A 25,667-nucleotide genomic window follows, 5' to 3' on the forward strand; every position below is an offset into this window, starting at 1 on the left:
CTGCTGAGGCCGGCGCCGGCGGGGCTCCTCTCGCACGTCTCCAAGCGCTGCCTCGCAGGTGATCCGGTGACCGAACCCGTGTACGACTTCATCATCGTCGGCGGCGGATCGGCCGGCTGCGCGCTCGCCAACCGGCTCAGCGCCGATCCCGCCACCAAGGTGCTGGTGCTCGAAGCCGGCCGCCGCGACTACCGGTGGGATGTGCTCATCCATATGCCGGCCGCGCTGGCCATGCCGATCGGCAACCGCTTCTACGACTGGCAGTACGAGACCGAGCCGGAGCCGCACATGGGCGGGCGGCGGGTGTACCACGCCCGCGGCAAGGTGCTGGGCGGCTCCAGCTCCATCAACGGGATGATCTTCCAGCGGGGCAACCCGGCCGACTACGACAAGTGGGCCAGCCGGCCCGGCATGGCGGCGTGGGACTACCGGCACTGCCTGCCGTACTTCAAGCGGATGGAGACCTGCCTGGCGGGCCCCGACGACTGGCGCGGCGGCGACGGCCCGCTGGTGCTCGAGCGGGGCCCGGCCACCAGCCCGCTGTTCGAGGCCTTCTTCGACGCCGTGCAGCAAGCCGGCTACGAGCTGACCGCCGACGTGAACGGCTTCCGCCAGGAAGGCTTCGCAGCCTTCGACCGCAACATTCACCGCGGCCGGCGCCTGTCTGCCTCGCAGGCCTACTTGCATCCGGTGCTCGAGCGCCGGAACCTGGACCTCCGCACGGGCGCGCTGATCAGCCGGGTGCTCTTCGACGGCAACCGGGCGACTGGTGTCGAGTACCGGCAGAAGGGCCGGCGGGGCCGCACGCGGGTCGCTCGGGGCGGCCACGTGATCCTGTGCGCGGGGGCGTTCGGCTCGGCGCAACTACTGCAGCTTTCCGGCGTGGGCTCCCCCGCGCTGCTCGACCAGCACGGCATCGATGTCGTCTCGCCGCTCGAAGGCGTCGGCGAGAACCTCCAGGACCACATCGAGGTCTATATCCAGTACGCCTCGAAGCTGCCGGTGTCGATGCAGCCCCACCTGCGGCGCTGGCGCCACCCGTGGATCGGCCTGCAATGGCTGGCGCGGCGCGGGCCGGGAGCCACCAACCACTTCGAGGCCGGCGGCTTCGTGCGCAGCAACACCGATGAGACCTATCCCAACCTGATGTTCCACTTCCTGCCGCTGGCCGTGCGCTACGACGGCTCGGCCCCGGTCAGCAAGCACGGCTACCAGGTGCACGTGGGGCCGATGTACTCCGACGCCCGCGGCTGGGTGCGCATCCGCTCCCGCGACCCTGCGGTGAAGCCGGCGATCCGGTTCAACTACCTGTCCACGGCGCAGGACCGGCGGGAGTGGGTCGAGACCGTGCGTGTTACGCGGCACATCATGAACCAGCCCGCCTTCGCCGCCTACAACGACGGCGAGCTGTCGCCCGGCCCCGGCACCCAGTCCGACGACGAGATCATGGACTGGGTGGCACGCGACGCCGAGACGGCGCTGCATCCGGCGGGCACGGCGCGCCTCGGCACCGACGCAGGCGCCGTGACCGACCCGTCGACCATGGACGTGCTGGGGACGTCGGGTCTCAGCGTCGTGGACGCCTCGGTGATGCCCACCGTCACCAACGGCAACATCTACGCGCCGGTCATGATGATCGCCGAGAAGGCTGCCGACCTGCTGCTCGGCAACGAGCCGCTCGCGCCGCTGGATGTTCCGGTTTACGGGCCGTCCTGCGAGTCCTCGTCACCGGGGCCGCCGCTGCCGCCGAGCCCGCCGCCTTCGTCATCTGCGATCATCGCCGAGACGAGGTCGAGTACCTCGTGACGCTCGGCCTTGGTCGGCGGCGCGAGGCCGAAGAGATCAATGAGCCAGAGGCCGTCGCCGACGATGCGCGCCAGCAGTCCCGACGTCTCCGCCAGCCCGTCGTGGTGCACCAGGCGCTCCTGCCAGCGCTCGAACGTCGCACGGGTATTCGCGAGCAGCTCATCGTCGAGCGCAGCAGCCGCCAAGATCGACGCCGAGGTGTCGTCGGCCGCCTTGTAGGGCTCGCGGACGTAGTCCAGGTAGGCGAGCGCGAAGGTGCCGCGTGCGGCGGGATCGTGGTCGCGGAACATGGCCTCGCGAAGATCCAGCTCGTCGTCGAGCACGGCCAGCGTCTCATCCAGCAGGCCGGCCATGAGCGCATCCTTCGAGCCGAAGTGGTACAGGAACCCGCCCTTGCTGACACCGGCGGCCAGCGCCACCCGGTCGAGCGTGAGGTTGGCGGCGCCGTCGGTCTGGATGACTTCGATGGCGGCCTGCAGGATGCGCTCACGGGTCTGCACCGCTCGTTCCTGCACCGGCCCCGATCGCGATCCGGATGCCTCCGTCTTGGATCCCGGCGCCGGCGTGCCGGGGGGTGTCTCATCGCGGGGTTGCGTTCGTGCCACAGTCAGCACAGCGTATCGACCTGCCAAACCCGTCCAAGTAGACGGTAACGCGGCGGCAAATGGGGGCAGCCATGGAGCCGATCGTCTCGGTCAAGGGTCTGTGGAAGATCTTCGGCAAGCGCGTCGACGCGGCCCGTGAGCTCGCTTCAGGAGGTGCCGACCGGGAGCAGGTGCAGGCCGAGACGGGCTGCCTGGTGGCGGTGCAAGATGTCACCTTCGAGGTGCAGGCGGGCGAGACGTTCGTGGTCATGGGCCTGTCGGGTTCGGGCAAGTCCACGCTGGTGCGCTGCATCTCCCGCCTGATCGAGCCGACCTTCGGCGAGATGGAGGTGTGCGGCACCGTGCTGGCCGACGCCGGCGAGACAGAGCTGCGCGAGCTCCGCCGCAGCAAGATGGCGATGGTCTTCCAGCACTTCGGCCTGTTCCCCCACCGGCGCGTCGTCGACAATGTGGCCTACGGGCTCGAAGTGCAGGGCGTGGCGCGTGACGACCGCCATGACCGGGCGCGCGAGGTGCTCACCACGGTGGGACTCGAGGGCTGGGGCGACCACTACCCCCAGCAGCTCAGCGGCGGCATGCAGCAGCGAGTCGGGCTGGCACGTGCCCTCGCCGTGGAGCCCGAGGTGCTGTTCTTCGACGAGCCGTTCTCGGCTCTCGACCCGCTCATCCGGCGCGACATGCAAGACGAGCTGGTGGCGCTGCAGATCGAGCTGCAGCGCACCATCGTGTTCATCACCCACGACTTCGCGGAAGCACTGCGGCTGGCGGACCGGATCGCCATCATGCGCGACGGCGCCTTCACCCAGGTCGGCACGCCGCTCGAGATCCTGACCGAGCCCGCGAACGATTACGTGCGAGCGTTCACCCAGGATGCGCCGATCGCGAAGGTGCTCCCCGCGTGCTCGCTGATGCAGCCGGTCGGCGAGGTCGCTGTCGAAGACAGCTGGCCCCGCACGACCGAGACCGCCACGCTGGAGTCGGCCCTGCCGTTCCTGCTGTCAGAGCACCGTCCGGTCGTGGTCTGCAACGCCAGCGGCGATCCCCTCGGCCTGCTCCACCAGGACGACGTGGCAGCGGTACTGGAGCAGAACTTGCGATGAGCCACACCTTCGGAGCTCCAGTACCGCCATCAGGCACAGCTCTCGAGAGCAATCTGCGATGAGCCAGACCCTCGAGGCTGGGTCGCCTGCAGGTTCGGGCGCACCCGCCGCCCGGCGGCGGTCGCCGGTTGCCGTGGGGCTGGCGGCGGCCGCGGTCGCGCTCGTGATTGTCGGCTTCGCCGCTTCTGTCGGCGCCTTTCCGGAATCGTGGAACCTCGGCTTGGCCGACCCGATCGATCGCACACGGCGCTGGCTCATCAACAACCAGACGTCCCACTGGCTCTACACGGTGCTGCTGAACCCGCTCACCGATCTCGCCGATGCGGGCATCCGCCAGCTCGAGTCGATCCTGCGGTGGTTCCCGTGGTACGTGTACCCCGTCTTCTGCGGTCTCGGGCTGTGGCGCGTGCGCGGCCGGCTGGCCGGGGTGCTCGGCGCCGCCGGCGTCCTGCTGATCGGCATGACCGACCTGTGGCAGCAGGGCTTCGCCACGCTCGCGCTGATGGGCGTGGCGGTATTCCTGTCGCTGCTGGCGGGCATCCCGCTCGGCATCGCAGCATGGCGCAACGACCGGTTCGCCGGCGTGCTGCGCCCGACGCTCGACGCCATGCAGACCATGCCGGGCTTCGTCTATCTCATCCCGTTCGTGCTGCTGTTCGGCATCGGGCGCGTGCCGGCGCTGATCGCGACGGTCATCTTCGCCCTGCCCCCGGTGGTGAGGCTCACCGACGTCGGCTTGCGCAACGTGCCCGGCGCCATGGTGGAGGCCTCGGAGATGTTCGGCGCCACCGACCGCCAGACGCTGCGTCTGGTGCGGATCCCCGCCGCTCGCCCGGCGATCCTGGCCGGCACCAACCAGACCACGATGCTCGCCATGAGCATGGTGGTGATCGCCGCATTCATCGGCTCGGGGGGCCTCGGCCAGGATGTGCTGCGAGCCATGCGCGACATCGATGTCGGCGAGGCCTCCGAGGCCGGCATCGCCATCGTCATCATGGCGATCATCCTGGACCGCTTCACGCGAGGCGTCGCCACGCTGGGCGAGCGGGGCCGCGGGCAGGGATCGAACGCTCACGGTGACGGTGCGCTGCGCGCAGCAGATACGGGGCTGATCCGCTGGGTCGCAGCGGCCACGGGCGTGGTGGCGCTGGTCGGCGGCATCGTGGGCCACAACCAATTCCCCGGATGGCTGCAGTGGCACTACGCGCCGTATGTCAACGACATCACGGCCTGGGCTCGCGACAACCTCTACGACATCGGCAGCTCGGGCATCGGCACCGGACCGCTCAGCGACTTCATCACCGTCTATATGGTGACGCCGCTGCGGGAGCTGCTGTCATCGGGCATCCCGTGGCCGTCTGCAACGGCCAGTAGCTCAGCACTTCCTCGATGGCTGCGGGAGCTGCTGTCATCGGGCATCCCGTGGCCGGCCATGATCGGGCTCGGCGTGCTGGGGGGACTGCTGGCGCGCGGCGTCACGCTGGGGCTCGGCATCGGCGTCGCGTTGTTCCTGATCGGGTGGCTGGGCATGTGGGAGCTGTCGATGGACACGCTGGCCCAGACGCTGGTGGCCGTGGCCGTCACGCTGGCGATCGCGGTGCCGCTGGGAATCCAGGCCTCCCACAGCGATCGCTTCCAGCGACTGATGGACCCGGTGCTCGATTTCTTGCAGACCATTCCCAGCTTCGTGCTGCTGGTGCCGGTGATCACCCTGTTCCACGTCGGTCGCATCCCGGGCATCATCGCCTCGGTGGTGTACGCGCTGCCGGCCGCGGTGCACTACACCGATCTGGGGCTGCGCCGGGTTCCCGCTGAGGTCCACGAAGCCGCAACGAGCTTCGGCGCAACCCGCTGGCAGCGCCTGCGGCGTGTCGAGCTGCCCCTTGCTGCGCCCGAGCTGATGGTGGCCGTCAACCAAGTGATCATGCTGGTGCTGGCGATGGTGGTGATCGCCGGTCTGGTCGGCGGCGGCGGGCTCGGGCTCGAAACGGTGAACGCCCTGCGCCGCAGCGATGCCGTAGGGCGCGGCTTCGAAGCCGGCATCGCGATCGTCCTGCTGGCGGGCATCCTCGATCGACTCACCCGCGGCGTCGCCGACCGCCTCCGCCCGCCCCCCGCCGCCTGAGCGCCGAGCCGAGCGGGGCGGCGCGCCCAGCGATCGTTGCGACTGGACGGTCTAGAGGAAGGCGGGGACGAAGACCAGGCTGACGATGGTCATCACCTTGATGAGGATGTTCATCGCCGGGCCCGAGGTGTCCTTGAACGGGTCGCCGATGGTGTCGCCCACCACAGCCGCGGCGTGGGCATCAGTGCCCTTGCCGCCGTGCGCACCCGCCTCGATGTACTTCTTGGCGTTGTCCCAGGCGCCGCCTGAGTTGGCCATGTAGATGGCAATCAGGAACCCGGTCACCACCGCGCCGGCCAGGAAACCGCCGAGCGCGTTCACGTCGATGAAGCCGATGACCAGCGGCAGCACGACGGCCAGGCCGCCCGGCAGCAGCATCTCGCGCAGGGCTGCCTGGGTGGAGATGTCGACGCAGCGCCGGCTGTCAGGCTTCACGCCCGGTTCGCCCTCGCGCAGGCCGGGGATCTCGGCGAACTGCCGCCGGACCTCCACGATCATCGCCTGTGCCGCCCGGCCCACTGACGACATGGTGAGCGCCGCAAAGATGAACGGCGTCATGGCGCCCAGGAACAGACCGATCGTGACTGCCGTGTCGTTGACGTCAAGCACCAGATCCCCGGCAGTCAGGCTGAACGACTTGAACAGCGCCAGCGCCGTGACCGCCGCCGAGCCGACCGCGAAGCCCTTGGCCACCGCGGCGGTGGTGTTGCCCAGCGAGTCGAGGCTGTCGGTGACGCCGCGCACCTCGGGCGGCAGCTCGGCCATCTCGGCGATGCCGCCGGCGTTGTCGGCGATGGGCCCGTAGGCATCCACCGCCACGATCACGCCGGTCACCGCCAGCATGCCGATGGCCGCCAGCGCCACGCCATACAACCCGATCTTGTCGCCGGCGTCGCCGAAGGCCATCCCGCCGAACAGGTACGACAGGCCGATCATCGCCACCACCAGCGCGACGGCCGGCAGCGTGGAGAGCTTGCCCTGCGCGATGCCCTCGATGGTGACCGTGGCCGGCCCCGTCTCGGACTGCTGCGCGATGCCCTTCACCGGCCTGAAGTGCTCGGACGTGAAGTACTCGGATGTGAAGCCGATGGCCCAGCCGCCGAGCAGTCCCACGATGATGGTGAACGCCAGGAAGATCGGTGCGCTGAGCTCGTAGCTGCGATCCTCGGTGGCGAACGTCGGGCTGCCGCTGAACAGCACCAGCGTGCCGACGATGGCGAACACCACCGTGAGCGCCATGGCCACATACTGACCGGTGTGCAGCTGCCCGGACAGGCTGCGGCCCTCGCGGCCGCGCACGAACAGCGCTCCCACGATCGAGGCGATCATGCCGAGCGCCCCGATCAGGATCGGGTACATGAGCAGCCCTTCGGCATCGCCGAAGCTGCCGGCCAGACTGTCGCCTTCGAGGAAGACCGGCACCAGCAGCGAGGCCAGCACCACCGGCGCCACGATCGACCCGGCGTAGGACTCGAACAGGTCGGCTCCCATGCCGGCCACATCGCCCACGTTGTCGCCCACCGCGTCGGCAATGGTGGCCGGGTTGCGGGGATCATCCTCTGGGATGCCGGCCTCCACCTTGCCCACCAAGTCGCCGCCCACGTCGGCTGCCTTGGTGTAGATGCCGCCGCCGATGCGGGCGAACAGCGCGATCGAGCTGGCACCCAGCCCGAACGCTGCCACCACCTGGAAGGCCTGGTCGACGCCCAGCCACTTCACCCACAGCAGGTAGTTGAACGAGATGCCCAGCAGTGCCAAGCCGGCCACGCTGAAGCCCATGACGGCTCCGCCCTTGAACGCCAGCGGCAGCGCCTTCGCAGCGCCCTGGCGAGCTGCGTTGGCGGTACGGGTGTTCGCCGCAGTGGCAATGCGCATGCCGACGAAGCCCGCCACCGACGACAGCACCGCGCCCATCAGGTAGGCGAAGCTGGCTGCGGGGCGCCCGTCGATGGGCACGATCAGCAGCAGCACGAACATCGCCGCCACGAACACCGACACCCACCGGTACTCCCGGCGCAGGAACGCCATGGCGCCCTCGCGGATGGCTGCGCCGATGTCGCGCATCAGGTCGGTGCCCTGGTCGGCCCGCAGCACCACCTTGGCGAAGTAGTACGCGAGCAGCAGCGCCAGCACGGAAGCGATCAGGGCCAGATACGGAACAGCAGTCACATGAGCCTCCAAGGGCACATTGAAATCAGGTCAGATCAGGTGAGATCAGGATCAGGTCACGCCGGGATGGCTCGGGGGAGTATGCCGGACCGCGGGCGACGATGCTGAGAGGCTGAGCCCTGGGCTCAAGCGGCCCGCGAGCGAAACGAGCTATAGCGGCAGGCACAGTGCGGAGCCGCGGACCCCGCGGCCGCTCAGGACTCGTCGTGAGCGTGGTGTTCTTCGGGCATGACTTCGGTGTGCGCACCGCGCTTGCCGGAGAACCACAGCAGCGCCAGCGCGGCGCCCCCCGCAGCACCCGAGGCGACCAGGATGCCGATCTTCGCGAGATCGCTGATGCCGTCGTTGTCGAACGCCAGGCCGGTGATGAAGATCGACACGGTGAAGCCGATGCCTGCAGCGAACCCCATGCCCACGAATTGCGGCCAGTTCATCCCCTCGGGCAGGTCGAAGCCGAAGCGGGTCGCCACCCAGGTGAACGCCGCGATGCCCAGCGGCTTGCCCACCACCAGACCCAGGATGACGCCCCACGTCACGGGCGATCCGGCGGCATCGGTCAGCGTCTCGCTCGACAGCGGAATGCCGGCATTGGCCAGGGCGAAGATCGGCACGATGAGGAACGCCGTGAACGGGTGCAGCAGCGACTCCAGCCGCTCGGTCACCGGCACCGATTCCTGCACGAGGAACGACGCCTGGTGAACCTGCTCCACACTCGGATCATCGGGGAGATGATCCACCATGTCCTGGGCCTGCACGCGGTCGAGCAGGGGCTTGGCAGGCGTCAGCAGGCCGAGCACCACGCCGGCGATCGTGGCGTGCACGCCCGATTCCAGCGTGGCGTACCAGATCACCAGCCCGACCACCCAGTAGACCTCGAGCGCCCACACCTTCATCAGCGCCAGCATCCGCACCACGAGCGTCAGCCCGACGGCGACTGCCAGCCAGCGGAAGTCCAGATCGCCGGTGTAGAAGATCGCGATGACGGCGATGGCCCCGATGTCGTCCACGATGGCCAGTGTCAGCAGGAACAGCTTGAGGATCGGGGGCACCCGCGTGCCGAGCAGCGCGACGACGCCCACCGCGAAGGCGATGTCGGTGGCCATCGGGATGCCCCAGCCCGAGGCCGCTTCGCCTGACGGGTTGAACACCACGTAGAACAGCGCCGGCACGACCATCCCGCCGATGGCGGCAATCGCCGGCAGCGTCGCAGCACGGAGACTCGAGAGGTACCCGGTCACCAGCTCGCGCTTGATCTCGAGGCCCACCACGAAGAAGAACAGCGCCATGAGGCCGTCGTTGACGAGCGCCTCCAAGGTCAGCCCGTGGTCGCCATGCACGTGGTACCCGCCGACGGTCAGGTCGATGTGGGTATGCCAGAAGTCGAAGTAGCTCTGGCTCCAGGGCGAGTTCGCCCAGATCAGCGCCGTGGTGGCGGCCACGAGCAGCAGCACGCTGCTGGCGACCTCACGATGGACGAAGCTGAGGATCGGTCGCGCCACGAACCGGGCCAGCCAGCGGTCGCCGCCTGCGAACGTCTCCCGCTGGAACAGGTACTCCGGCCCGGCCATACGGCCGCACAGGATACGGGCCGTTATATGGCGGTCCTGCCGCGGACCGCGCTCCACGCACGCGTGTCCGCCGATGTTCAGCGATTCGACACGCGCCGCAGGGCCGCCGGCAGCCCGCTGGCCACTTCGAAGAGCGATTCGACCCCGGTCTCGGTCAGCGTTGCGGCCACGCCGGGCGTGCTCACCACGAGCGCCAGACTGCCGCTCGCGGCCCGGCAGCGTCGATGCGCGTCGAGCAATACGCCGAGCGTGACTGGCTGCAGGACATCCACATCGGACAGGTCGATCACGAGCCGCGGCTGGGTGCCGGCCGTTGCAAGCGCTGAGCGCAGCGCACTGTCCAGCGACGCGATGGCAGCCAGGTCGAGCTCGCCACGCGGCGTCACCACCACGACGGCGGTGCCGTCGTCGGCCGTCACCGTGCGCTCAGCGATGCCCAGCATCAGAGCGACGCCGCTGTTCGTCGTCGAGGTGTCGACGGGTGCATGGGACCAGCCGAAGGCTCACGCAAAGCGGGGCATCACCTTGTCGCTGATGAGCTCGAGCGACGCGTTGATCTGGTCCGCCGAGTGGATGCCCTGGGGCACCAGGAAGAACGCTTCCTCGACGCCGAGCACCGTCTGCGCCTCTTCGATCTGGCGGCTGATGGTGTCGGGGCTGCCGACGAGCTGCAGCGGCATGCCCTGGCCGAACTGGATGGCCCACTGGTTCCAGAACCACTCCATGTCGGCAAACTGCGCCCACGCCTCCTCATCGGTGGGCGCGCACACGGCAACGCCGCCCCAGCCGCACTCGTGCCCGCGAGGTTTTTCGACGCCGTGCAGCGCGGCCTCGTCACGGTACGCCTTCCACAGCGCCTCGCAGAAGTCCATCTTGTCGCTGAGCACGATCGGCGTGCCGCCGTAGCGCGCCCAGAAGACCGCCGAGTCCATCGACATGGTGAACCCGCCGTACAGGGGCGGGTGCGGCGCCTGCAGCGGGCGCGGGGCGATGCCCACCTCGTGGATCGTCATGTCGGCGTCCACCCCGGCGCCGTAGTCGGAATAGACGGTGTGGGTGTGGGGGTTGAGGTTGTCGTTGGGGAAGCGCCAGAACTCGCCCTCGTAGGAGAACGTGTCGTTCTTCAAGGCGGTGAGCACCACGTCGACGAATTCTTCGAAGAAGCGGCGGTTGTAGGCGTCCTCGTCGGTGCCGCGATTCCACTTGCCCACCGCAGCGAGGTCGGGGCGGATCTTGAACTGGTCCACCCATCGGTGCTGGTAGCCGCGCACCACGCCGAAGCAGAGCCGCCCGCCGGTCATGTGGTCGAGCGTGGCCACCTGCTCGGCGACACGCATCGGGTTGTGGGTGGTGGACACGTAGCCGCAGGCGATCGGCCGCAGCCGGCTGGTGTGCTGGGCGATCCAGCTCGCCATCAGGTTGAGGTCGTTGGAGATCTCGAAGCCCTCGATCTGCAGGTGATGCTCGGGGTGGCCGAAGCCGTACCAGCCGTTGTCGTCGGCGAAGCGGGCGATGTCGGCGATCTCGCCGAGCATCCGTTGGTAGTAGTCGTTATTGAGCCCCGCGAGACCGGCTTCCAGCTCGTGGCGCCGGCCGATCGTGCAGTACATGAACAAGCTGAACTTCACCCTGGCTCCCGCTGCCTCGTTCCCCGGCACGATCCGGGCTTCTCCGCGGAGTGTAGGTGAGTGTTCTCCGGAGAGGCCCAGGAGCCGCCGCACCTACCCGCGGGCCGTCGACCACTGCATAAACGCCCGTTCAGGACTAGGTTTCTCCGAGGCATGGACAGCACCGAGACAGCCTCTGGCAGCTCGGCCGAGCCGGATACCGCAGACAGCACTGTTGCCGCTGGCGCCGACGAGAACGGCGGCGACGGGAACGGCAACGGCCGCAGGATCCGCAAGGGCGAGCGCAGCCGAATGCGCATCTTGGATGCTGCCGCGCGCCTGCTCTCGTGCCGCGGCTACGCCGCCACCACGCTGACCGACATCGCCGGTGCTGCCGAGATGCAGGCCGGCAGCCTCTACTACCACTTCGACTCCAAGGACGCGATCGTCGAAGAAGTGCTGAGCGTCGGCATCGACCACGCCCGCTCTGCGATCGACGCAGCGCTGGAAGCGCTGGGGCCCGGCGCACGCGGTTCCGACCGCCTGGCCGAGGCCATCGTGGCCTACGTCAACTGCATCGTTGCCGAGAGCAACTTCACGGTCGCCAACATCCGCTGTTTCAACGAATCGCCCCCGCAGACCCGCGAGAGCCTGGCAGTGCCGCTGCGCGAGTTCACCAACCTCTGGGTCGGCCTGCTTGCCGAGGGCCAAGCCGACGGTTCACTGCGAGCCGACACCAATGCCAGGGTGCTCGCCCGGATCATGATCTCCGGCCTCAACTCGCTTGCCAGCTGGTACCGCCCCGGCGGCGAGCTGCGACTCGAAGATCTCGCCCGCCAGTTCGCCGACATGGTCCTCGACGGCCTGCACCCCGCCGACGGCTGACAGCTTCGACAGCTGCCGGCAGCTACAGGCGGCCGCCGGTGATGAGCTTGCGGCGGTGCTCCAGGAAGTCGACGAGCACGTAGTCGCCCAGATTGTGGGGGCTGGTGAAGAACGCCCGCCCGCCGTTCATCTCGGTCATCTTCTCCACGAACGCCCGCAGGTAGCTGTTGGGGTCGAGCATGAACACGTTGATGCGGATGTCCTCGCGGGTGGCGCGGGCCACTTCCAGCAGCGTGGCCTCGATGGTCTCGCGCACCGGCGGGTAGGCGAAGTACGGCCGCCCGTCACGGGCCAAGTGAGCGGTGGGCTCGCCGTCGGTGATCATGATGATCTGCTTCGAACCGGTCTGGCGGGCCAGCAGGCGCCGGGCGATCATGAAGCCGTGCTGCATGTTGGTGCCGTAGGCGAAGTCCCACGACACCTCCGGCAGCTGCGCGGCGGTCAGCTCGTTGGCTGACTCGGCGAAGCCCACGATGCCCAGGTAGTCGCGCGGGAACTGCGTGGAGATCAGCGAGTGCAGCGCCATCGTGACCTTCTTGGCGGGCAGGAAGTTGTCGCGCATCGGCATCGACAGCGACAGGTCCAGCATCAGCACCGTGGAGGCACGCGACAGCAGCTCAGAGCGCTCGATCTCGAAGTCGTCCGGCGTCAGGCTGACCGGCGTGCCGGTCCCCTGCCGGGTCACCGCATTGCGCACCGTGCGCTCGATGTTCAGGTTGAACGTGTCGCCGAACTCGTACGGCTTGGTCTCATACGCGAACTCGTTGCCGACGCCCGTCTTGCGTACCTGGTGGCTGCCGACTTTGTCGTCCATCAGCCGGTTGAACAGGTCGCCGAGTGCGTTCTGGCCGATGCGGCGCAGCGCCCGCGGCGTCAGCTCCAGGCGCCCCTCGGTGTGCTGCGCGAGGCCTGATTCCTCGAGCATGCGCGCCATCTCGCTGAGCCGTTCGAGGGCCTCGGCCGACTGGTCGCCGAGCAGCTCGCGGACCCGCTCGGGATCCACCTCGGCCAGGGCCGACGGGCTGACGGCGCCCTGCAGCATCTCGGCCAGCGCGTCGAGGTCGCCGAGCTGGCTCAGCACGTCGGCCGCCTGGGAAATCGACAGCGGATCGTCGCCGCCGAACTGGTAGTTGCGGTCCCAGCCCATGTCGGGGAACGCCTGCTGCAGATTCTGCGCGAGCTGCTGGGCCTGCCACTGCAGGTCCATGTCGTCCATGAGCTGCGCCGCCAAGTCGGCGAGCTGCTGGCGCTGCGCGGGCGTCATCGAGTTCATCATCGAAGCCATGGCCGCCATGCGCTTGGCCATGATCTCGAGCAGCTCGTCCAGGCTCTGGGGGTTCTCGGGGAAGAAGTCGCCGTAGCGCTCCATGAATCCCTCGAAGTCGGGCTCCTCGCCGCGGGCACGCTGCTCGAGCATCTGGTTGAGCTCGGCCATCATGTCCTTGGTGCGGGCCAGGTCCTCGGGGCTCATGTTGCCCATCGCCCCGGTCATCTGGTCGAAGTAGCTCTGGGCGACTTCCTGGCGCAGCCGCTCCACCAGCTCGTTGAACTGCTCACGGGCCTCGGGCGACTCGAAGTCGTAGCTCTGCAGGCCGCGCATCTTCCCGGCCAGGTCGGGGGGCAGCATGTCGAGCTGCAGGTTGCGCTCGGCGGCGCTGGACTGGGCGATCTCTTCGCGGCGTTCGTCGCCGCTGTCGGCCGCGTCCTGCGCGAACTCCTCCAGCGCCTCGCGTTCGGTATCGGTGATCTCGTCGAGCTCCCGGGCGATGTCGTCGTACACGCCGCCGAGGTCGAACTGCTCGAGCATCTCCTTGCGCCGGTCGCGCAGCCGCTCGATCATCTCGCGCAGGCCTTCGAGCCGGTTGCCCTCGGCGTCGGTGAAGCCCTGCTGCATGAGCCGGCGCAGGGCGGCATTGAGATCGCCGTGATACAGCAGGTCGTCGGTCATCTCCGCGAAGAGGCTCTCCGCGTCGAAGTCAAAGCCGGTCTGGGTGCCGTCCCACGCGGAGTAGCGGAACCGGGCGCCCTCGCGGCGAGCCCGACGCCAGCGGATCACTGTGTTGGCTCCGTCCGGCGCGCCTGCTGCGAGTGCCTCGGGATTCGAACGTGGCCCCGCATGAACATCACTCTGTCACGGCAGTGGGTGCAGCCGGGCCTAGCCGCGTGAGCGGTAGGTGGCTCGGGCACCCACATGCTCCTTGTTGAGCCGCTTCGACAGGTGCAGGCCCTCGAGCACCAGCTCGATGGCAGATGCCAGCACCGCGGGCGCTGCCCCCTCGTCCGACTGCCGGTCGGCTGAGGCCGCCACCAGCGACTCGGCGGCAACCGCCAGCGCCTGGTTGCCGGCAAGCAGCTCCATGTAGGCCTCCGAGCCGAGGTCGTCGCCGGTGTGCACCACCTTGCCCTCGCCGAAGCTGGCCACCACGTCGCTCAGCTCGTCGGGCGAGAAGCGGTTCTTGAACACCTCGAGCACGGCCGCCTTGAGCATGGTCTCCACGATCTTGCCGTCGCGGCCCTCTTCCATCGACTCGATCTCGATCTTGCCGGCGGTGGAGCTCATGAGCGACTCGAGGTCGCTGACCCTGGGCACCACGTGCCGCTCGCCGCGTTGCAGCGCCCGGCGGGTGGCGTTGGCCGCGAGCGTCTCGGTGTTGGTGACGGTCATGCGCACCGACACGCCCGAGCGCTGGTTGACCTGGCTGCTGGCACGGGCCACATGACTGAAGGTGGCCACGATCTCGGCCATGAAGTCGGGCAGCGTCACGATGACACCCCCTGGCACGCCTTCGCCCGTCCCCACATCGATCCCCTGGAGGTCGAGCGGGCGGGCCTCCGCCGACGCGATGTCCATCTCGGTGTCGACGTCGAGCGGGTAGTGGGTGCGGATCTGCGCGCCGAAGCGGTCCTTCAGCGGGGTGATGATGCGGCCCCGGTTGGTGTAGTCCTCTGGGTTGGCCGTGGCCACCAGCAGCACGTCGAGCGGCAGGCGGATCTTGTAGCCGCGAATCTGGACGTCGCGCTCCTCGAGCACGTTCAGCAGGCCCACCTGGATGCGCTCGGCCAGGTCGGGCAGCTCGTTGATGGCGAAGATGCCGCGGTTGGTGCGCGGCACCAGCCCGTAGTGCAGCGTCAGCTCGTCGGACAGGTACCGGCCCTCGGCCACCTTGATGGGATCCACCTCGCCGATGAGGTCAGCGATCGACGTGTCGGGCGTGGCCAGCTTCTCGCCGTAGCGGACGTCCCGGTGCGCCCACGCGATGGGGGTGTCGTCGCCGTGCTCGGCGATGAGATCGAGGGCGTGGCGGGACACCGGGTGGTACGGGTCGTCGAAGATCTCCGAGCCCTCGATGTAGGGCATCCACTCGTCCAGCAGGTTCACCAGCGAGCGGATCATGCGGGTCTTGGCCTGTCCCCGCTCTCCCAGGAACACCACGTCGTGGCCAGCCAGCATGGCATTCTCGAGCTGGGGCAGCACCGTGTTCTCGTAGCCCAGCACACCCTCGAACAGCGGCTCGGACGCGGCGATGGCCTTGGCGGCATTCGCACGCATCTCCTCTTTGACCGGCCGGGAGACCCAGCCGATCTTGCGCAGTTCGCCGAGCGTGGTGGGTTGCGTCATGGCGGGCAACCTAGTGGCTGGTGGCTTCAGACGGCGTTGGCGCAGGTTGGTTGCACCCGCCTGTTCACTGCGCGTAGCGTGACCGGTGGAGGCAAGGGGACTCGAACCCCTCGGGATGGGATTTACAGGTCCTCCCGGCCACCTGGCTGCCCCCATGGAACGAAGCCCACACAGCTCCGCTCCTCGAAGACCCCCGCTCGGCTCGCTGGGCGGGGGTCTTGCGTGACATCCGCACCACACTTGTCCATTATTCTCAGTAGCTTTCAATGATTTTCACCTTGACAGCCGGAAGCGGAGACGCTCAGGCGCTTGCGGGTGGCTGGCTGGTGCGGGCCGCCGGGCACGGCGAGTGGCGGACGGTGGCGGATCGTGAGCTGGACGAATCGGGCTGGCAGACGACGTCGACTCCCGGCCGGTGGTGGCTGGACGCTGGCCTCGCTGACGAGAGCGCCGTGCTCTACCGGCGGCGATTCGAGCTTCCGGCGGAGCTGGCGGCTGGGCTCGGCAGCCCCGACGGCAACGCAGTCGGGGATGCGCGCTGGTGGTTCGTTGCGAGCGGGCTGTGCGAACTGGGCCACCTGTGGCTCGACGGCACCTACCTGGGTGACCTGCGCGGGCGCCACGCAGAACACGCCTTCGAGGTGAGCCATCTGCTGCGCGCCGGCCCCGAGCACCTGGCGGCGGTCGAGGCCTCGCACGGGGCCGTCCGGGTGCCCCAGAGCGAGGACGCGCAGGCGCAGATTGAGCGGACCGGGCCCGCGCGCATCCAACGCGTCCGCGCGCTGGTCATCGAGGCCAGCCCCGATCGGGCCGTGCTGCGCATCGCCGCCACTGTCGACAGCGCCGGCACGCATCGCAGCGAGATCACCACGACGGTGCTGCCCGCTGATCACCCCGACGCCGGTTGGTCCCGAGACGCCACCCGTCAAGTCGCGTCGCTCGACGACGGCATGACCCTGTCCGAGCCGGTGCTGGCGCGAGGCCGCAACGAGCTGGAGTGGCTGGTCGCGCTGGAGCGGCCGTCGCTGTGGTGGCCCGCCGGGCTGGGCGACCAGGCGCTGTACTGCATCGACATCGACGTCGCCATCGACGGACGCTCAAGTCACGCAGTCAGGCTCCCGACGGGCATCCGGACCGTGTCAGTGCGCCGCGGCGGGCTGGCAGTGAACGGCGAGCCGCACCGTGACGGACTCGACGCCCTGCGCGTCATCGAGCACGAGCTGAGCCATCCCGGCTTCTACGAATCAGCGAACACCGACGGCCGGCTGCTGTGCCAGCAGGTCATGCTGGATGCCAGCGTGTTCACCGGCGCCGAGCGCGGCCTGCGCGCACTGGCCGCGCAAGCTGCCGCGGCCGCGGCTGATCACGCCGCCCACCACCCCAGCGTCGCCGCTTGGCAGCCAGTGCCGGTTGCCGACGGACACCGGCGTGGATCCGGGTTGTCGCCATGGGCGCGCCGCACCGTGCGCCAAGCCATGCACCGCGCCGACCCCACCCGCCCGGTGCTGCCTCCAGACCGGCGCTGAGGATCTGATCCCGCGCAACCCGGACCTCTTCGGGTGAGCGCCGGCGTAGCGAAGCGAAGCCTCGGCGCTCGCAAGGAATCTGCAAGTACCGTACGGCCCTGGCGCGGACGGCCCCAGTGGCAGACCGCGCCTGTCGCCGCACCACGCCACGCACGGGAGGAACACATGGCGCCGACTGCCACGCAGGCCGCCGGGTCTGCACCGGTGTTCAAGACCAAGCGCCCGCTGCCGTTCCCGCTGAACATCTACCAGTCAGCGATCGGCCGCAAGTGGGTCATGGCGTGGACCGGCATCGGACTGCTGGGCTTCGTGATCGTTCACATGATCGGCAACCTGCACCTCTACGAGGGCCCCTCGCGGATGTACGAGTACGCCGAGACGCTGCGCGACCTCGGCGGCGGGCTGCTGCCCCGCACGCTGCTGCTGTGGATCATGCGGGTGGGGCTGCTGGCCATGTTCGTGGTGCACCTGCACTCGGCGTACACGCTGAAAGAGCGCAGCCGGCTGGCCTCCGAACGGGCGGGCTTCGTGGGCGGCGCCAAGAAATACGCATCCAAGCGCGACTACATCGCCGCCAACTACGCCTCGCGCACGATGCGCTGGACCGGCCCGATCGTGGGCCTGTACGTGCTGTTCCACCTGGCCGACCTGACGTGGGGCTGGTGGCTGGGCGACGCCTACGTGCGGGGCGATCCGTACCACAACGTGGTGGAATCGCTGTCGAGCATCCCGGTGGCGATCCTGTACGTGGTGGCCAACGTGGCGCTGGCCGTCCACATCTTCCACGGCACCTGGAGCATGTTCCAGAGCCTCGGCGTCAACAACCCGCGCTACAACGGCCTGCGCCGCAACCTGGCCACCGCGCTGGCCGGCGTGGTGCTGGTGGGCAACCTCTCGTTCCCGGTGCTGGTGCAGGCCGGCCTGGTCGACGAGGACAACCGGGAGTGCCCCATCAACGACACCACCGGGCTGGAGTGTCTTGAGGAACAGGCGGAGGCGCACTGACATGGCGATGAACGACTCCGCATCGAACGGGCGCACCAACGGCGTGCTCGACGCCCGGGTGCCCGACGGGCCGATGGCCGACAAATGGACGGGCCGCAAGTTCTCCATGAAGCTGGTCAACCCGAACAACAAGCGCCGCTTCGAGATCATCGTGGTGGGCACGGGCCTGGCCGGCGCCTCGGCGGCGGCGTCGCTGTCGGAGCTGGGCTACCGGGTGAAGGTGTTCACGTTCCACGACTCGCCCCGCCGGGCGCACTCGATCGCAGCCCAGGGCGGCATCAACGCGGCGAAGAACTACACCAACGACGGCGACTCGGTGCACCGGCTCTTCTATGACACGGTCAAGGGCGGTGACTACCGCAGCCGCGAGGCCAACGTGCACCGCCTGGCCGAGGTGTCGCTGAACATCATCGACCAGTGCGCCGCCCAAGGCGTGCCGTTCGCCCGCGAGTACGGCGGCCTGCTCGACAACCGCTCCTTCGGCGGCGCGCAGGTCAGCCGGACCTTCTACGCCCGCGGCCAGACCGGCCAGCAGCTCTTGCTGGGCGCCTACCAGGCGCTCGCCAAGCAGGTCGCAGCGGGAGGCGTCGAGCTCTACACCCGCACCGAGATGCTGGACCTGGTCACCAAGGACGGGCGGGCCTGCGGCATCGTCACCCGCGACCTCATCTCGGGCGAGATCGCCGCGCACACCGGTCACGCCGTGGTGCTGGCCACCGGCGGCTACGGCAACGTCTATTACCTGTCCACCAACGCCATGGCCTGCAATGTCACCGCAGCGTGGCGGGCGCACCGGCGGGGGGCGTATTTCGCCAACGCCTGCTATACGCAGATCCATCCCACCTGCATCCCGGCCAGCGACGAGTTCCAGTCGAAGCTGACGCTGATGTCGGAGTCGCTGCGCAACGACGGCCGCATCTGGGTGCCCGCGCAGATGGACGACGCCCGGCCGGCCGAGCAGATCCCCGAAGCCGAGCGCGACTACTACCTCGAGCGCAAGTACCCGGCCTTCGGGAACCTGGTGCCGCGCGACGTGGCCAGCCGCAACGCCAAGACCGTCGTGGACCAGGGCAAGGGCGTGGGCCCGCTGCGCAACGGCGTGTACCTCGACTTCTCCGAGGTGATCGATCGTGACGGCCAGCCGGCGGTGGCGGCGAAGTACGGGAACCTCTTCGACATGTACGAGCGCATCACGGGCGAGAACCCCTACGCGGCGCCCATGCGCATCTACCCGGCCATCCACTACACGATGGGCGGGCTCTGGGTCGACTACCACCTGATGACCACGGTGCCGGGCTGCTACTCCATCGGCGAGGCCAACTTCTCCGACCACGGCGCCAACCGGCTGGGCGCCTCGGCGCTGATGCAGGGCCTGGCCGACGGCTACTTCGTGCTGCCCTACACGATCGGCGACGACCTGGCGGCACGGCTCGGCGAATCGGTGGTGCCGACCGACGACCCGGTGTTCACCCAGGCCGTCGCCGAGGTCACCGACGCCACGCAGCGGTTCCTGTCCATCGGCGGCACCCGCTCGGTGGACTGGTTCCACCGCGAGCTGGGCAAGATCGTCTGGGACTACATCGGCATGGAGCGCACCGCCGAGGGCCTGGAGAAGGCCCTGTCGGAGATCCCGGCGCTCGAGGCCGAGTTCTGGGCCGACCTGCGGGTGCCGGGCTCGGGGGCCAACCTGAACTCGAGCCTGGAGAAGGCCGGCCGGGTGGCCGACTTCTTCGAGCTCGCCAAGATGATGGCCCGCGACGCCCTCGTGCGCGAGGAGAGCTGCGGCGGGCACTTCCGGGCCGAGCACCAGACCCCAGAGGGCGAGGCACAGCGCGACGACGAGAACTTCGCTCACGTCGCGGCCTGGGAATGGCACGACACCGACACCGTGCAAACCCGTCACGTCGAGGAGCTGGAGTTCGAAGAAGTGGCACTGACACAGCGGAGCTACAAGTGAGCGGGTCGAACGGCGTGAACGGGCAGTCCGGGCAGGCCGGGCAGGCGCACGGCGGCACCTTGAGCCTCACGCTGCGCATCTGGCGCCAGGACGGACCCGATGCGCCGGGACGGTTCCACACCTTCGACGCCCCCGACATCAGCGAGGACATGTCGTTCCTGGAGCTGCTCGACACCATCAACGAGCGGCTGATCGACGACGGCGACATCCCGATCGAGTTCGACCACGACTGCCGTGAGGGCATCTGCGGCATGTGCAGCCTGATGATCAACGGCCGGGCGCACGGGCACGAGCTGGCCACCACTACCTGCCAGCTGCACATGCGCAAGTTCTCCGACGGCGACGTCATCACGGTGGAGCCGTTCCGGGCGAAGGCGTTCCCGGTGGTGCGCGACCTCGTGGTCGACCGCAGCTCGTTCGATCGCATCATCGAGGCGGGCGGCTACATCTCGGTCAACACCGGTGCGGCGAGCGACGCCAACCTGACGCCGGTGCCCAAGGAGGCCGCGGACACCTCCATGGACGCAGCGGCCTGCATCGGCTGCGGTGCGTGCGTGGCGGCCTGCCCCAATTCGGCGGCGCAGCTGTTCACCTCGGCGAAGCTGGCGCATCTGAACCTGATCCCACAGGGCCAGCCTCAGCGCTGGGAGCGCACTGAGGCCATGGTGGACACGATGGAGCAGTTCTTCGGCTCGTGCACCAATCACGGGGAGTGCACCGAGGCCTGCCCGAAGGAGATCAGCCTCGATTTCATCGCGTTCATGAATCGCGACTACGTCAAGGCCAAGATCAAGAATCGCAAGCTGACCGGCCAGAGCTGAGCCGGTCAGGCACGGCCCGCAGGCGTGGCTAGCGTGCCGCGTCTGTGGAGAGCATTCGCCGGTGACGCGCCGTGACCTGTCGCACTCGATAACCGTCAAGGCGGCGGTGGCGCTCATTGCGGCGCTGACGCTGGCTGTGTCCGCGGCACCGGCCGCCGCACAGCGGGCACCGAACCTGGTGCGCCATGGCCCGAACCTGACGCTGGTGGTGGCCAGCTGCCCCGGGCCGGCCGACAACGCGGTCGCGGAGGCGTTGGCGGCCCATGCGCGCAACGCCGCGAAGGTGTGCGTCGATCCCGGTGGCCTGTCACCGGAGACTGCCGCTCTGATCGCCGACTTCGCACCTGACCGGATACTGGTGGTGGGCGGCGAGACGGCACTGCCGCCTGCGGCGATGGAGGAGCTGGTGGCGGCCGCCCGCGCCGCCTACCGCTGGACCGCCATCAAGCGCCTCGACGGCGCCACCCGGGTCGAGACAGCGGCGTTGGCAGCACGCACGGCGCTCGAGGCTCCCAACGTCGTCGGGCCCGACTCGGTGACGCTGGTGGTGGCCAACGGCTGGGACGGCGGCGACGTCCGCACGGCGGCCGATGTCGCCGAGCAGATCGCCGACGCCGCCATCGCCTACTTCTCGCCGCGCACGATTGCGGACGGCCTGCCGGCCGCGACGGCTGCGCTGATCGCCGACTACCGGCCTGCGCGAATCGCCGTCGTGGGCCGGCCGGACGAGATGGATTCGGCCGTCGAGGCTGCGATCGCTGCAACGCTCGACGCACACGAGCTGACCCTGGAGATCGAACGCATCGCCGAAGCGGGCGAGCCCCGGTTCTGGATTCCCGAGGCGTCGCCCACCGATCAGATGGCGCGCCAGATCTTCGCTGCCATCGTCGACGGCACCCGCCAGCGTGACGCCGACGACGACGAATCGCCGCCGCCTGTCCTCGCGGCCAGTTCGGCACGGGGTCCGCTGGGCGAAGGCAAGGGCGCGCGGCTCTGGTCGGTCCGGGCCGACGGATCAGGGCGCGAGCTGCACTCGCACGAACACCGTGGCTGGGCCTGGAACCCGGGCGACGGCGAGCTGAGCTGGTCCAACCTGGACGGGCGGCTGAGAAGCGCCGCTCCCGGCGGCGACGACCGGGTGCTCGTCGAAGCCGGCGGGTACCCGGCGTGGTCGCCCGACGGCAGCCATGTGGTCACCTTCAGGTTTGCCGGGCCGGGCCAGCGGGGTCCGCGCAACCGCATCGAGGCCCATGTGTGGAGTGCCGGCAGCGGTCAGACCCGCCGCTTGGGCGTTGTCGACTACCGCACGTTCCTGTACTCGGACCTGCCGCTCGCCAACTGGTCGCCCGACGGGAAGCGCTTCGCATACGTCGAGCTGACCGACGACCCTGACTCAGGCGAGCAGACCTCGACCACCCATATTGAGGCCTTCGACGCGAGCGCACCGGCCGTCACGCTCGGAGAGGACGTCACGTTCCTGGGCTGGTCGCCCGACGGCAGCCACTTCGCTTACGGCACCCCGAGCGACTGCGACGGCAACGGCCGGAACGAGAGCCAGAACCTGTGGATCGCACGCACCGACGGCAGCGACGCCCGCGACCTGGGCTTCATCGATCGCATCCAGTGGCGCCTGCTGTACCTGTGGTCGCCCGACGGCGCCCATCTCGCCTACGAATCGCGCGACCCCGCCGACTGCTCGCAGCACGTGAAGGTGGAGACGGTCGGCGGCGAGGCCACCGCGCTCGAGCCGGTTGCCGAGGGCCGGCTGCTCGGCTGGTCGCCCAACGGCACGCACTTGGGCTACGGGATCACCGTGGGCACCCCGGGCAAGGGCGTCCCGCTGCGTGAGCACGCGTGGGCGGTGCGGCTCGACGGCAGCGACCGCCGCGAGCTGGGCGAGGCCAGGCCCAGCGTGTTCGGATCGGTGCTGTGGTCGGCCGACGGCGATCACCTGGCGTACACGGAGACGCTGCGTGGCCCCGATGGCCAGGTCACCGGGAGCCGGCCGGTCGTGCAGCGGGCCGACGGCCTCGGCGGAGCGACGGTCATCGCCGAGCAGGGCAACATCGTGGCCTGGTCGCCGATCGATCAGCGCCTCGCCTATGTCTCGCACCACGACGAGGACGGCGACGGCAGCATCGATCGGCGTGCGCTGCGAGTCCACACTGCCGGTGCGCCGGATGCAGACGCAACGCTCGTGTACGAGCTGCCCGACATCACCTTGGGCGGGCGCTGGTCGCCCGACGGCCGCTACATGGGGTACGTGTCGGGACCCACCGAGCTCCTCCTGGACTGGTTCATCAATCGTCGGCGTGGTTCGGATGCATGGGTCGTGGCCACGAGCGAGCCGCGCTGGACGCACCGTGTGGTCACCGACATCACCTGGGGCGAGTGGCAGCCTCGCTGAGCGCCGGCGGTGACTGAGTGCCCGAGCGGCCCAGCGATAGCATTTCGCCCCGATGAAGATGCCTCATACACATGCGAGTCGTCACGCGATGCCGGGTCGGCGGACGCGCTGGCGGATGCGGGCTGCTGCAGCCATGGCGCTCGCGGTCCTGCTGGGTTCCGTCGTGGTGGCAACGCCCGCAGCAGCGCAGGAAGGGCCGTCGAACTTCGTGCGCGGCGGACCCAACCTGACGCTAGCCCTGGCCAACTGCGAGAGCTCGGCCGACACGGCGATGGCGCTGGCGCTGGCCCGGCACTCTCGCAACGCGGCCGCCGCATGCCTGAGCGCCGACGGCGTGCCCGAAGAGCTCTCAGCGCTCATTGCCGCCTATGCCCCTGACCACGTGATGATCGTGGGCGGCCCCGCAGCAGTGCCGCAGGCGGTGATGGACGAGCTGACCGCAGCAGTGCGTTCGGCCTTCCGGTGGACGATCGTGCAGCACTTCAACGGGGCGACGAGAGTCGAGACAGCGGCCGCAGCCGCTCGCATCGTGCTGGACAAGCCTCATCGTGTGGGCCCCGACACCGTGACGTTCGTGGTGGCCGACGGCTGGAACGAAGCTGACGTCAACACCGCCTTCGAGTTCGCTGCGACGCTGGACGACGCTGCGGTGCTCTATTTCTCGTCGGACACCGTCGAAAACGGTTGGTCCGACGCAGTGAGCTCGCTCATCGCCGACTACCGGCCGGCGCGGATCGTGCTCGCCGGACACCCGGACGAGGCGGGCATCGCCGCTGAGGCGGCGACCGGGGACGTGCTCGACGCCATCGAGTCTGACATTTCGGTGGAGCGAGTTGCGCTCGCGACCGATACCCCGTCTCCTGCCGCTGCCGCTGCACCGCTCACCAGCGCCGCACGCGCGACGTTCGAAGCCATCAGCAGGGGTGAGCGCATCCGGCCCGCTGGCGCCGAAGCGAGCGGCCCACCGCCGTTCCTGGCGCTCACCCAGGCGTCGGGCATCCCCGGCGTCGGCTCCACGCTGTTCACGGTGCGGGCGGATGGCAGCGATCGCATGCTGCGCACCGTCGACCACAGCGGCTGGGAATGGGACTACAGCGGCGGTGAGCGGCTGGCATGGGCCGACGACGAAAGCCGCGTGATGGCCGCGACCCCCGACGGCGACGCCGAGCTGCTCGCGGAGCAGGGCACCTGGCCGTGGTGGTCGCCCGACGGCAGCCACCTCATCATCTGGAACAACGCTGACACCGACGACAACGACCGTCTCGATTCCTTCGAGGCATTGCTGCACGACGCCGACGGCACGCCGAAGCGCAGCTTGGGCCAGACCGATGCACGCACCTGGTACTACGGCGACATCAGTGACTTCATCTGGTCGCGTGACGGCGCCTACCTGGCGTATGTCACCGGCAGCGTCGGCCCCGATACGTCCGAAACGATCGACGAGCTGCGCATCGAGCCGACCGACGGCAGCTCCCCGCCCGTCACCGTGGCTTCCGATGCCATCGTGGTGCGCTGGGCGCCCGACGGCAGGCACCTCCTCTATGCCACGCCTGCGGACTGCGGCGAGGGTGAGACCCGCGACATCTGGGATCTGTGGGTGGTGGCGGCCGACGGCAGTGATGCACGCCGCATCGACATGGTCGAGTACCCCGAGTGGGGCATCCTCATCATCTCCCCGTGGTCGCCTGACGGAACGCACTTCGCATATGAAGCGGTCGATCCGCAGGACTGCTCGACCGAGTTGCGTGTTGGCTCCGTCGATGGCAATGGCGACGCGGAACCCGTCAGCATCGCTGCCGACGTGGATTTCCTGGGCTGGTCGCCCGACAGCACCTACCTCGAATACGGGGAGGAGACCGACCAGCCGGTCACCGACTTCCTGCTGCCGGAGCTGTCGTGGGTGGCCCATCGCGACGGGAGCTCGAAGCGATTCATCGGCGAGGTATCGCCGTCTGTGTACGGCTGGGTCTTCTGGTCGGAGGACGGCACGTACATCTCGTACAGCGAGATAGTGCGCGATGACGACGGCAACATCACAGGTCTGGTGGCCCGCGCAGAGCGAGCTGATGGCTCGGGCGAGGTCACCACGCTGGCGGAACCTGGCAACTCGCTGTCGTGGTCCGATGACGACCGGGTCGCGTATGTCGCGCAGCACGATGACGACGATGACGGCGTGCCGGATCGGGAAGCGCTGTACCTGCACGCGCCGGGCTCGCCGGACGACGATGTCCAGCTCGTGCACACGCTGCCCGCGGCGCTGACCAGGGTGGCCATCTGGTCGCCGGACGACAGCCATCTCATCTACGGGTCCGGCACCGCCGAGTCGCTCATCGGCTGGATCCGGGATCGTGGGCGCGGGGTGAGCGTGTGGGGCATCGAGACCGGTCAGCCCCGGTGGATGCATCGCCTGATCACCGATGTCACCTGGGGCGACTGGCAGCCCGACCCCGACGCCGACTAGTTCCCG

Annotated in this window: 17 protein-coding genes; 10 read left to right on the top strand and 7 right to left on the bottom strand. The window is 69.0% G+C overall.

Features of this window, described 5'->3' with window-relative positions:
• Positions 1-66: 66 nt before the first annotated feature.
• A complete protein-coding gene (gene betA / locus ACOGI5_RS03570) occupies positions 67-1,806 on the top strand; it encodes a choline dehydrogenase (protein ID WP_419863099.1) in 1,740 nt (579 codons plus the stop codon).
• On the opposite strand, the gene ACOGI5_RS03575 is transcribed toward betA, so the two are convergent.
• On the bottom strand, positions 1,701-2,411 hold the full coding sequence (locus ACOGI5_RS03575) for a TetR/AcrR family transcriptional regulator (RefSeq protein WP_419863100.1): 711 nt from the start codon (positions 2,409-2,411) through the stop codon (positions 1,701-1,703). The two genes, betA and ACOGI5_RS03575, sit on opposite strands and share 106 nt — an antisense overlap.
• A 71-nt stretch (positions 2,412-2,482) precedes the next feature.
• Between ACOGI5_RS03575 and ACOGI5_RS03580 the strand changes: the two genes are divergently transcribed.
• On the top strand, positions 2,483-3,511 hold the full coding sequence (locus ACOGI5_RS03580) for a quaternary amine ABC transporter ATP-binding protein (RefSeq protein WP_419863101.1): 1,029 nt from the start codon (positions 2,483-2,485) through the stop codon (positions 3,509-3,511).
• Between the two features lie 58 nt (positions 3,512-3,569).
• Entirely contained in the window at positions 3,570-5,636 is a 2,067-nt protein-coding gene (locus ACOGI5_RS03585; RefSeq protein WP_419863102.1) for an ABC transporter permease, read from the top strand.
• A 51-nt stretch (positions 5,637-5,687) separates the two neighbouring features.
• Here ACOGI5_RS03585 and ACOGI5_RS03590 read toward each other — a convergent pair whose 3' ends face one another.
• The 4 genes from ACOGI5_RS03590 to ACOGI5_RS03605 form a co-directional block, all read right to left on the bottom strand.
• Positions 5,688-7,805: a sodium-translocating pyrophosphatase gene (locus ACOGI5_RS03590; protein WP_419863103.1), complete on the bottom strand. Its 2,118-nt coding sequence runs from the start codon at positions 7,803-7,805 to the stop codon at positions 5,688-5,690.
• A 194-nt stretch (positions 7,806-7,999) separates the two neighbouring features.
• A complete protein-coding gene (nhaA, locus tag ACOGI5_RS03595; protein WP_419863104.1) occupies positions 8,000-9,373 on the bottom strand; it encodes a Na+/H+ antiporter NhaA in 1,374 nt (457 codons plus the stop codon).
• 77 nt (positions 9,374-9,450) lie between these two features.
• Positions 9,451-9,816 (bottom strand): STAS domain-containing protein, encoded by a 366-nt coding sequence (locus ACOGI5_RS03600; RefSeq protein ID WP_419863105.1) that lies wholly within the window; start codon positions 9,814-9,816, stop codon positions 9,451-9,453.
• Between the two features lie 60 nt (positions 9,817-9,876).
• Positions 9,877-11,001, bottom strand: a complete 1,125-nt coding sequence (locus ACOGI5_RS03605; protein WP_419863106.1) for an LLM class flavin-dependent oxidoreductase — start codon at positions 10,999-11,001, stop codon at positions 9,877-9,879.
• Positions 11,002-11,154: 153 nt separating this feature from the next.
• Here ACOGI5_RS03605 and ACOGI5_RS03610 point away from each other — a divergent pair, with 153 nt between their 5' ends.
• Positions 11,155-11,865, top strand: a complete 711-nt coding sequence (locus ACOGI5_RS03610) for a TetR/AcrR family transcriptional regulator (RefSeq protein WP_419863107.1) — start codon at positions 11,155-11,157, stop codon at positions 11,863-11,865.
• A gap of 22 nt (positions 11,866-11,887) precedes the next feature.
• Here the strand turns inward: ACOGI5_RS03610 and ACOGI5_RS03615 are convergent, their stop codons facing one another.
• On the bottom strand, positions 11,888-13,921 hold the full coding sequence (locus ACOGI5_RS03615; protein ID WP_419863108.1) for a hypothetical protein: 2,034 nt from the start codon (positions 13,919-13,921) through the stop codon (positions 11,888-11,890).
• A gap of 99 nt (positions 13,922-14,020) precedes the next feature.
• On the bottom strand, positions 14,021-15,484 hold the full coding sequence (locus ACOGI5_RS03620) for a sigma 54-interacting transcriptional regulator (RefSeq protein WP_419863109.1): 1,464 nt from the start codon (positions 15,482-15,484) through the stop codon (positions 14,021-14,023).
• Positions 15,485-15,762: 278 nt separating this feature from the next.
• Here ACOGI5_RS03620 and ACOGI5_RS03625 point away from each other — a divergent pair, with 278 nt between their 5' ends.
• From ACOGI5_RS03625 to ACOGI5_RS03650, 6 genes are all read left to right on the top strand, one after another.
• Positions 15,763-17,010, top strand: a complete 1,248-nt coding sequence (locus ACOGI5_RS03625; protein WP_419863110.1) for a hypothetical protein — start codon at positions 15,763-15,765, stop codon at positions 17,008-17,010.
• A 165-nt stretch (positions 17,011-17,175) separates the two neighbouring features.
• On the top strand, positions 17,176-18,015 hold the full coding sequence (locus ACOGI5_RS03630; protein ID WP_419863111.1) for a succinate dehydrogenase cytochrome b subunit: 840 nt from the start codon (positions 17,176-17,178) through the stop codon (positions 18,013-18,015).
• Between the two features lies 1 nt (position 18,016).
• Positions 18,017-19,972, top strand: a complete 1,956-nt coding sequence (locus tag ACOGI5_RS03635) for a fumarate reductase/succinate dehydrogenase flavoprotein subunit (RefSeq protein WP_419863112.1) — start codon at positions 18,017-18,019, stop codon at positions 19,970-19,972.
• A gap of 59 nt (positions 19,973-20,031) precedes the next feature.
• Positions 20,032-20,793, top strand: coding sequence for a succinate dehydrogenase/fumarate reductase iron-sulfur subunit (locus ACOGI5_RS03640; RefSeq protein WP_419865425.1), 762 nt, complete (start codon positions 20,032-20,034; stop codon positions 20,791-20,793).
• A 61-nt stretch (positions 20,794-20,854) separates the two neighbouring features.
• A complete protein-coding gene (locus ACOGI5_RS03645; protein ID WP_419863113.1) occupies positions 20,855-23,200 on the top strand; it encodes a hypothetical protein in 2,346 nt (781 codons plus the stop codon).
• Between the two features lie 133 nt (positions 23,201-23,333).
• Complete coding sequence (locus ACOGI5_RS03650) at positions 23,334-25,661, top strand: hypothetical protein (protein WP_419863114.1); 2,328 nt, start codon at positions 23,334-23,336, stop codon at positions 25,659-25,661.
• The last annotated feature ends 6 nt before the right edge of the window (positions 25,662-25,667 follow it).

Source organism: Candidatus Poriferisodalis sp. (assembly GCF_965208925.1).
Taxonomy (GTDB): Bacteria; Actinomycetota; Acidimicrobiia; order Acidimicrobiales; family Poriferisodalaceae; genus Poriferisodalis.

What these genes read in the sequence shown, in the direction of transcription:
- ACOGI5_RS03580 (WP_419863101.1), top strand. Translation starts at nt 2,483, where the DNA reads ATGGAGCCGATCGTCTCGGTCAAGGGTCTGTGGAAGATCTTCGGCAAG.
- ACOGI5_RS03635 (WP_419863112.1), top strand. Translation starts at nt 18,017, where the DNA reads ATGGCGATGAACGACTCCGCATCGAACGGGCGCACCAACGGCGTGCTC.
- nhaA (WP_419863104.1), bottom strand. Translation starts at nt 9,373, where the DNA reads ATGGCCGGGCCGGAGTACCTGTTCCAGCGGGAGACGTTCGCAGGCGGC.
- ACOGI5_RS03585 (WP_419863102.1), top strand. Translation starts at nt 3,570, where the DNA reads ATGAGCCAGACCCTCGAGGCTGGGTCGCCTGCAGGTTCGGGCGCACCC.
- ACOGI5_RS03610 (WP_419863107.1), top strand. Translation starts at nt 11,155, where the DNA reads ATGGACAGCACCGAGACAGCCTCTGGCAGCTCGGCCGAGCCGGATACC.
- ACOGI5_RS03620 (WP_419863109.1), bottom strand. Translation starts at nt 15,484, where the DNA reads ATGACGCAACCCACCACGCTCGGCGAACTGCGCAAGATCGGCTGGGTC.
- ACOGI5_RS03630 (WP_419863111.1), top strand. Translation starts at nt 17,176, where the DNA reads ATGGCGCCGACTGCCACGCAGGCCGCCGGGTCTGCACCGGTGTTCAAG.
- ACOGI5_RS03600 (WP_419863105.1), bottom strand. Translation starts at nt 9,816, where the DNA reads ATGCTGGGCATCGCTGAGCGCACGGTGACGGCCGACGACGGCACCGCC.
- ACOGI5_RS03650 (WP_419863114.1), top strand. Translation starts at nt 23,334, where the DNA reads ATGGCGCTCGCGGTCCTGCTGGGTTCCGTCGTGGTGGCAACGCCCGCA.